This is a genomic window from Brasilonema octagenarum UFV-OR1, assembly GCF_963888615.1.
In the GTDB taxonomy this organism is placed as follows: domain Bacteria; phylum Cyanobacteriota; class Cyanobacteriia; order Cyanobacteriales; family Nostocaceae; genus Brasilonema; species Brasilonema sennae.
Genome location: NZ_CAWPKW010000167.1, coordinates 1 through 7,196, shown reverse-complemented (window position 1 = coordinate 7,196; position 7,196 = coordinate 1). Strand labels below are relative to the sequence as shown.

Below are 7,196 nucleotides of genomic sequence, written 5' to 3'. Positions count from 1 at the left end.
AAGTAGCGTCTGGGTCAGGAGAGGGAAACCAGGACTATGGCACAAAGTGCCACGCGCAAGGGACAGTACTGGCTTCCCATGAGCGACTGCCGAAAGGGTCTCCCGACAGTCGCGCACCTGTCCGTTGAGCCACTGCCCACCTATGTGCCACTTTGTATCATAAACAGCGAAAAAGGGAGCTTAGCTCCCTCTATATCATAAGCAATCATCAAGTTACAGATTGCTAACGACTACAGACGTGCTTGTTGTCGTGGAAGGAAAGCTATTGGGTTGACTGCGTCCTTGCCAGTTGGATGGATTTCAAAGTGGCTATGAGGACCAGTACTGAAGCCAGTGCTGCCCATTAAAGCAATTGTTTGGCCTTGGTGTACCTGTTGACCAGCCTGAACCAAAATCTTGCTATTGTGACCATAGCGAGTCATGCTGCCATCAAGATGGACGATATCCACAACATTGCCATAGCCACCACTGTTCCAACCTGCCTTTTGTACAACACCGTCAGCTGATGCGTAGATCGGCGTACCAACTGAGTTAGCAATATCAATTCCCTTGTGCATTCTTCCCCAGCGCCAGCCATAGCCAGAGGTTAGAGTTCCCTTTGCAGGCCACATATAAGCTGTAGTAGAGGTGGATGGGCCGGGTGTATTTTCGTCAATTGCTCTTGGCAGGTATCTATCCACAGCTGCTAAAGGTGGTAACTGTGGATAAACTGTTTTTCCCTGCATAGAGCCAAGGGCTCGAGAAGCATCAACGCCTGTGGAAGGTCTTACTATTGCTTGATTTGGTAATAGTGCTGGGTTACCTGGTCTGCTACCATAGTTCGGAGCCATTGGTCTGGGAACGGGTATCGCAATTCCAGCTTTGTTCTGTTCACTTACAGGTATTTGCACTGCTGAGTTATTTGGTCTGGGAACAGAAATTGGCACCGCACCATCATTTTGACTGGTACCAGGAACTGTAACTGGCGCGTCATTAGCTTCATTTGGATCTGACACAACTGTATTACCAGCTTCCTGAGAACGGTATTTTTCCCGTAATCTTTCGATTTCCAATTGCAAGCTGCGCAGACGTTGATTATTTTTTACCTGTTTTGTTTTTGTAGAAGTTGGTACTTGTGCCAATTGAGCTTCTGTAACAACTCTTGGCAATGGAGCGTCACCACCAACACCATAATATGTGATAGAGTCAGAAGACTGGCTATTTGTAATAGTATTTTCTGCTAAATTAGTAGTCGATTGAACGTATGACTGAAACTGGGTATTCCCAACTACTGATGTTGGAACAGTAACACTGCTGTTGTTGGCAATGAGTGCTTTTGCACTTGTTTGGCTAATGTTGCTAGTACCACTGGCTCCAACACCACTCAGTTTTGTTGCGACAGATGGCTGAGCAGTAGTGGGGTTTTGCGCCACTGGGATGGACAGTTTTTGGCTGATTTTCAGCTGATGAGGATTGTTAAGATTATTAGCTTTTATGAGTTCTAGGACTGAAATGCCATAATCGTTGGCGATATCTCCTATTGTATCTCCTGACTTGACTTCATATACTGCAGTTGCTGTTTGTGTGACCGCTACTGGTGTAGCTACTGTTGAAGCTGGTACTGCTAACACCTGCACCTCTGATTGTTGGTTTAAATTTGACATGAGCCTTGCTCTGCTAACATCGCTAGTCGTATTCAACTGCGATGTACCAGTGATAGTACTTGTCTGGGAGATTTTCCCTGCCACTGTCATTGGCTGTACTAACCTAGTCGATGCTTGTTGTGATAAATCTTTAGTTTGTTCAGAGTGCCATTGAGTCAAACTTTTTCTGAGGCGATCTGATTCTTCCTGTAATTGGTTTCGGGCAAATTCTTGCTGGGCTTTTAGTTGAGCATTTACTTCTAGTTCTTCTGTGTTTCTAGCTTCTACTGTTTCTGGTTGAGCAGATTGGGAAGACACAGTTTGCAAATTAATAATACCATCAGCATTAGAGAGTGTTTGTGCTCCCAGCTTTCTGGACTGTTGGAAGTTGTTTTTTTCCCAAGCAGTGGTTTGTTGTGCTTGTGCTGTTGTCAGTGAATTTACAATTCCGACTGATGCTGAGCTTTGCACTGAGGTCTTGCTTGTTCCAACTTGCCATTTTGCTCTTTGTTCAGTTAGCTGTGAAATTGCTGTTGGTTCAACTACTGTAGGACTTTCTGGCAAGCTCACTGATGAGATGGCTTGTGAGTCTAGTTTATTAGTGGAAGCAAATTTCGCCTCCAAATTATTATAAACAGGAATTGTTGAGGCTGTATATTGGTTACCTAACGCTTCTGCCGCTGCAGCTTGGTCGCTTTGTCGAGTCACCAAAAAGCTGGTTGCTCCCATTGATATTGCCAAGCCAATCATTACAGCTGTTGTTGGCACTTGACATTGGTTAACCTTTGGATTTACTGCGTCTATTGGTTCCACCGGAACATCATCTGCTGGGGTATTTTCCAACTCAGTCCTCGCTTTCTTCTTTAATGCTCGTTTCAAAGACGACCTCCTATGATCACTTGCGCTTAACCAACCTCAATTCTCTAGTCTGAGTACTAGTCAATGATTTTAATCACTACAAGCAATAGATCAATACCACATACATCAGAGATACTTACGCAAGATTAACCTGCTTCTCTGATTTAGACAAGTTCACATCGTTATTTTAAATCTTAAATTTTTGCCTTGACTTGTTCTGTTCACACCTGACACCTTTCATATTAAATAAATCATATGAGTTTTATTTTTGACAACTTACACTTTGGTTACTTTGACAGCAAGATTGACAACCACATATTCGGCATATTCTTTGCTATCGAGCAATTTGTCTGCTGCTACCTCTCGTCATACACTATACCCTTCTGTAAATCTTTTTCAGACTTTTTTCAGGTCATCCGTATTTATGACACAAGGTTTTACGTTTATTATTACTCGAGACTAACCGTATTTACTCGCAGCCATTATCTATTCACTAAATAAAAAACATTAGGTAAACTACCCCAAACTCTTGATATGACTGGCTCATGATGTTTTCGTTCCTTATTCAAGAGAAAATTCCAATTTAAGAAAATCTATCATTTCACCTCGACTTTTTCTCCAAACTACTATAGAAATTTCTTATACTTTTTCTTCAGTCTCAAGTCATTTTTACTCCAGCAGTGTTGAATATAGAGTACTGAGTCATGAATAATAATTCAAACATAGTTTGGTTCTATCTGTATTTGCAGTTAGTCACTTCGTACTGCTTACTATTAAGATATCAGAGATATTATTAAATCGCTGTATAAAAAATGTCTCAAAAATCAGTATATGATCACAGAAAAACTGTTAAGATTTTGCCTATGTTGGCGTCTTTAAAAGAACTCGAATGACTATAACCCCAATTGACGACGAGCTTCAAAAAGACCCACTGCTACACTCACAGATAGATTTAAGCTGCGAACATTTGGTTCGTTCATAGGAATATAGAGAGTAACATCACAAGCTGATGTGAGATCAAGTGGTAAGCCAGTGGTTTCAGAACCAAAGAGCAACCAATCATTCGGTTGAAAGTGGAAATCCAGGTAGTTGCAACTACCTCTGACGCTAAAACCTAATAATCTTCCGCCACGTGCTTGATGCGCGGACTTAAAAGCTTCCAGAGATTCGTGATAGTGCAGTTTGACATAAGGCCAGTAATCTAAACCAGCTCTTTTGAGGTAGCGATCGCTAATCTCAAAGCCCAAAGGTCCTACTAAATGTAATTCAGTGCCTGTGGCAGCACAGGTGCGAGCAATATTACCTGTATTGGGAGGAATAAGCGGGTTAACTAAAACGACCTGGGGCATTTGCGCAAGAATTAATATATTGAAAATCTGATTTAAATGCAGTCTGTTTTTTTTTACATCTTCCTTAATGCTGAAAATACATAATTTTTTTTTATATTGTGATAGTGAGTCAATTGATTAGAAATTTAAAACAGACAAAAAATGTGCTTTATAAGAGGTAAGGGGATATACTGAGATTTATCACGATTTGTTAAGTTATGTGTAGGTGTATTCTACACTACCAATATCTGACATACATCAAGTTTTAACGCCAAATAAACATTTCCATAAAAAGGGTTCGGAATTTACTGAATGGACAAATCATGATCAAGATTTATTCACATTTAGATTCCCGAACCCGGAGGGTGAGGTGTGCTAAGCAACCGAAGATGAACACAATTTATCTTCTAGTTCAACTTCGCATTCTCTTGTTGCGTCAATAGCTTGAGTGAGAACGTGTCTTTCACTCAAGCCAAGTGCGTGCAGTTGTAACCATTGTTGAGCTTCGTTACCTTCACGCAAGATTTTTTGTAATGGTGAAAGGAAACAGGCAAAGCCATGCTGCTTAGCGATCGCCCAAACATCTTGATATATTTCACTAATCCAATCTCTGGCTAAAATACTCCTACCATCTTGCCAATGCTGAAGTTGAGCCTCAAGACTGGAAGTCGCCGCTGCAGTTTCGTTGGCATAGGTTAGGGAAATAAGTTCGTCTGGGGTGAAGCTGCTTTGGGTTAATGGATCGATAGAGGGATTATTGATAACTTGTAATAAACGTGCCTCTACTAAAGCTGCTATCGCCAGTAAAGCAATTGGATCTGTGACTAAATCGCAAATTCGTAGTTCTAAACGATTCAAATCATAAGGGCGGCGATCGCCATTTGGTCGAACTGACGCCCAAAGATGACGAACATTTTGCATTGTTCCAGCGATCAGTTGATTTTCCACCCATTTAATGTGATGGGCGTGGCTTTCAAATAAAGGTACATGAGAAGGCGTTTGCGGAAAAACACCCCAGCGTGTGGAATGATAACCAGTTGCTTTGCCATTCAGAAACGGAGATGATGCACTCAAGGCAAGGAACAAGGGTGCTTCTACCCTTATAACCCGACACGCCCGCATTAAGACTTCTGGATCGCTAATGCCTACATTAATGTGAACGCTAGCGGTGACAACCTTGGTACCGTATGTTTGCTCAATGTAGTCATGATAGGGGTTTGTTGGATCTGAGCGAAAAAAGCGATCGCCTCCTCCTAAGGACAGAGTGCTTCCTGGAATCAGCGTGTAATCACCTAATTGCTTGATGAAGTTTCTAAGTTCAAGCCGAGGACGCAACAAGGCACATAAAAGCTGTTCGTAATTCTGTAACGGTGGAGTGATATATTCTACGTTTCGACTATCCGGCTCTCGGACAAATCCATCCAAAGATCCAACAATCTTGTCGGAGAGTCCGACTATATCACCACTGGGCGTCCCAGTGTACATCTCAATTTCAAAGCCTTTTAATAGCACTGGTCTGTTCTCCTCGGCTCTCCTTACTTCTAAATTGTATCGAAGGCAACGAATTTCTGTTTACAACCTTAGGGTGAATTAACAGTTGATCAAGAAAGGGGTGTAGGGGTGTGGGGGTGTAAGGGGAGCCAGTGCGTTGGGGAGCCAGTACTGCCAAGAGTTGTGCCTTGCGCGGGTTCCCCGCGTTGTGGCAACTAGCCCCGAAGGGGGCGCTACGCAAACGGAGAGGGTTTCCCGACTTGTAGACGCCGGAGGCGGCTTCCCGCTTTCTTAGCACAAGCGCGTTGTGAGGGGAAAAGAAAATTTTCTTTGTTGCCACGCCGCCGGAACCAACAAGGACGCAAGCCGCGTTGACAAACCAGAGAGTACCGAAATCTTTCTCTTATCCTTAACTTACCCCTCAAGATAGTGTGTACCTCCTACACCAGAGCTTAAGCTGAGGCGTGTAAGGTTCAAACAGTTAACAGTTATCAGTTATCAGTCGTTTACTGTTTACTGTTCACTGTTAAGCGTTAAGCGTTGAGGAAATAATTATGTCCAGCAATGAAACAACTCCTAATCAAGCTAAAAAAACAAATCCACAAAGTGATGAATCCCAATTAAGTCCTGAGGTACTTGACAAAATTAAAAATCCTCCAAGAATAGACGATGTGATATTGAGTCAATCGCCAGAAGAACGTAGGAGTAACCCAGCTATAGCACCGGAAATGCTGGATGAACCAAGCGATGAATTTACCGGGTTGCCCAAAGAGTAGTCAGCATACAATTGAAATCAGTATCTTACTGCTTACTTCACTCGACCTATGCTGCCAGTCATTTATTCCGACGAGTTTCTGGATCACAAGACTGGATCTTTCCATCCAGAGAAACCAGAACGTCTGAGTGCGATCGCCACCGCCTTAAAACAAGCTGCGTTTGCACAACATATTGAATGGCGCTTGCCCACTCTACCAGAAAAGCGCTCTATCATATCTGTGTTGGAACAAGCACACACCCGGCGCTACATCAAGAAAGTTCAAGAAATTGCTGTTGCAGGCGGTGGTTATTTGGATGGAGATACACCTGTTTCTGGACGCAGTTATGATGTTGCTTTGTTGGCAGTGAGTGCCTGGTTGGATGGAGTTGATGTTGTATTGGAAACTGGCGAACCAGCTTTTGTGTTGGCGCGTCCACCAGGACACCACGCTGAAAGTGATCAGGGGATGGGGTTTTGCTTGTTTTCCAATGCGGCGATCGCTGCTCTTTATGCCCTCGAACAACCAGAAATTAACCGTGTTGCCATCCTTGACTGGGATGTGCATCACGGTAATGGTACCCAGGCAATAGTAGAAAAAAACTCACAAATTGCTTACTGTTCTCTTCATCAGTACCCTTGCTATCCAGGGACAGGACATCATACAGAGCGTGGTTTTCATAAGAATGTGTTGAATTTGCCAATTCCTCCTAGCAGCGACATCAAAATATACCAACCTATTTTTGAAAAAAAAGTAGTACCCTTTTTATCCAGTTTTCAGCCGGATTTATTGATTGTGAGTGCGGGTTACGACGCCAACGCCGATGATCCATTGGCTAGTATTAATTTGCAACCGCAAGATTATGGTTTATTCACAGATTATTGCCTGGGAATAACTCGTAAAATTCTGTTCGGCTTGGAAGGTGGTTATGATTTTGACGCACTTTCTAAGTCAGTTGTCGCAACAATTGAGCGCTGCATCGCGTGAGTAGTAAGTAGACTTGTTCGCAGTGCGAAATTGTAGAAAAAATCTGATGATATAAACTTAATTCATAATCAAGAGTTAAACCAATAACCAAACTCAGATCTTGCACCTCCGGCTGAGTACGCCCAGAACTCAAGTTCGTGGCTCATAAACACGCG

At 42.8% G+C, this 7,196-nt stretch carries 5 protein-coding genes; 2 read left to right on the top strand and 3 right to left on the bottom strand.

Annotation, left to right across the window (positions count from 1 at the left end):
* Window positions 1-230: 230 nt before the first annotated feature.
* The 3 genes from AC5590_RS11445 to gshA form a co-directional block, all read right to left on the bottom strand.
* Window positions 231-2,501 (bottom strand): peptidoglycan DD-metalloendopeptidase family protein, encoded by a 2,271-nt coding sequence (locus AC5590_RS11445; RefSeq protein WP_169268699.1) that lies wholly within the window; start codon window positions 2,499-2,501, stop codon window positions 231-233.
* Between the two features lie 872 nt (window positions 2,502-3,373).
* A complete protein-coding gene (locus AC5590_RS11440; RefSeq protein ID WP_169268698.1) occupies window positions 3,374-3,829 on the bottom strand; it encodes a tRNA (cytidine(34)-2'-O)-methyltransferase in 456 nt (151 codons plus the stop codon).
* A 354-nt stretch (window positions 3,830-4,183) separates the two neighbouring features.
* The gene (gene gshA / locus AC5590_RS11435) at window positions 4,184-5,320 is read right to left on the bottom strand and encodes a glutamate--cysteine ligase (protein WP_169268697.1); all 1,137 of its coding nucleotides are present in this window, start codon (window positions 5,318-5,320) and stop codon (window positions 4,184-4,186) included.
* A 533-nt stretch (window positions 5,321-5,853) separates the two neighbouring features.
* Here gshA and AC5590_RS11430 point away from each other — a divergent pair.
* Both AC5590_RS11430 and AC5590_RS11425 read left to right on the top strand, forming a co-directional pair.
* Window positions 5,854-6,075 (top strand): hypothetical protein, encoded by a 222-nt coding sequence (locus AC5590_RS11430; protein ID WP_169268696.1) that lies wholly within the window; start codon window positions 5,854-5,856, stop codon window positions 6,073-6,075.
* 48 nt (window positions 6,076-6,123) lie between these two features.
* Window positions 6,124-7,041, top strand: coding sequence for a histone deacetylase family protein (locus tag AC5590_RS11425; protein ID WP_169268695.1), 918 nt, complete (start codon window positions 6,124-6,126; stop codon window positions 7,039-7,041).
* Window positions 7,042-7,196 lie beyond the last annotated feature (155 nt).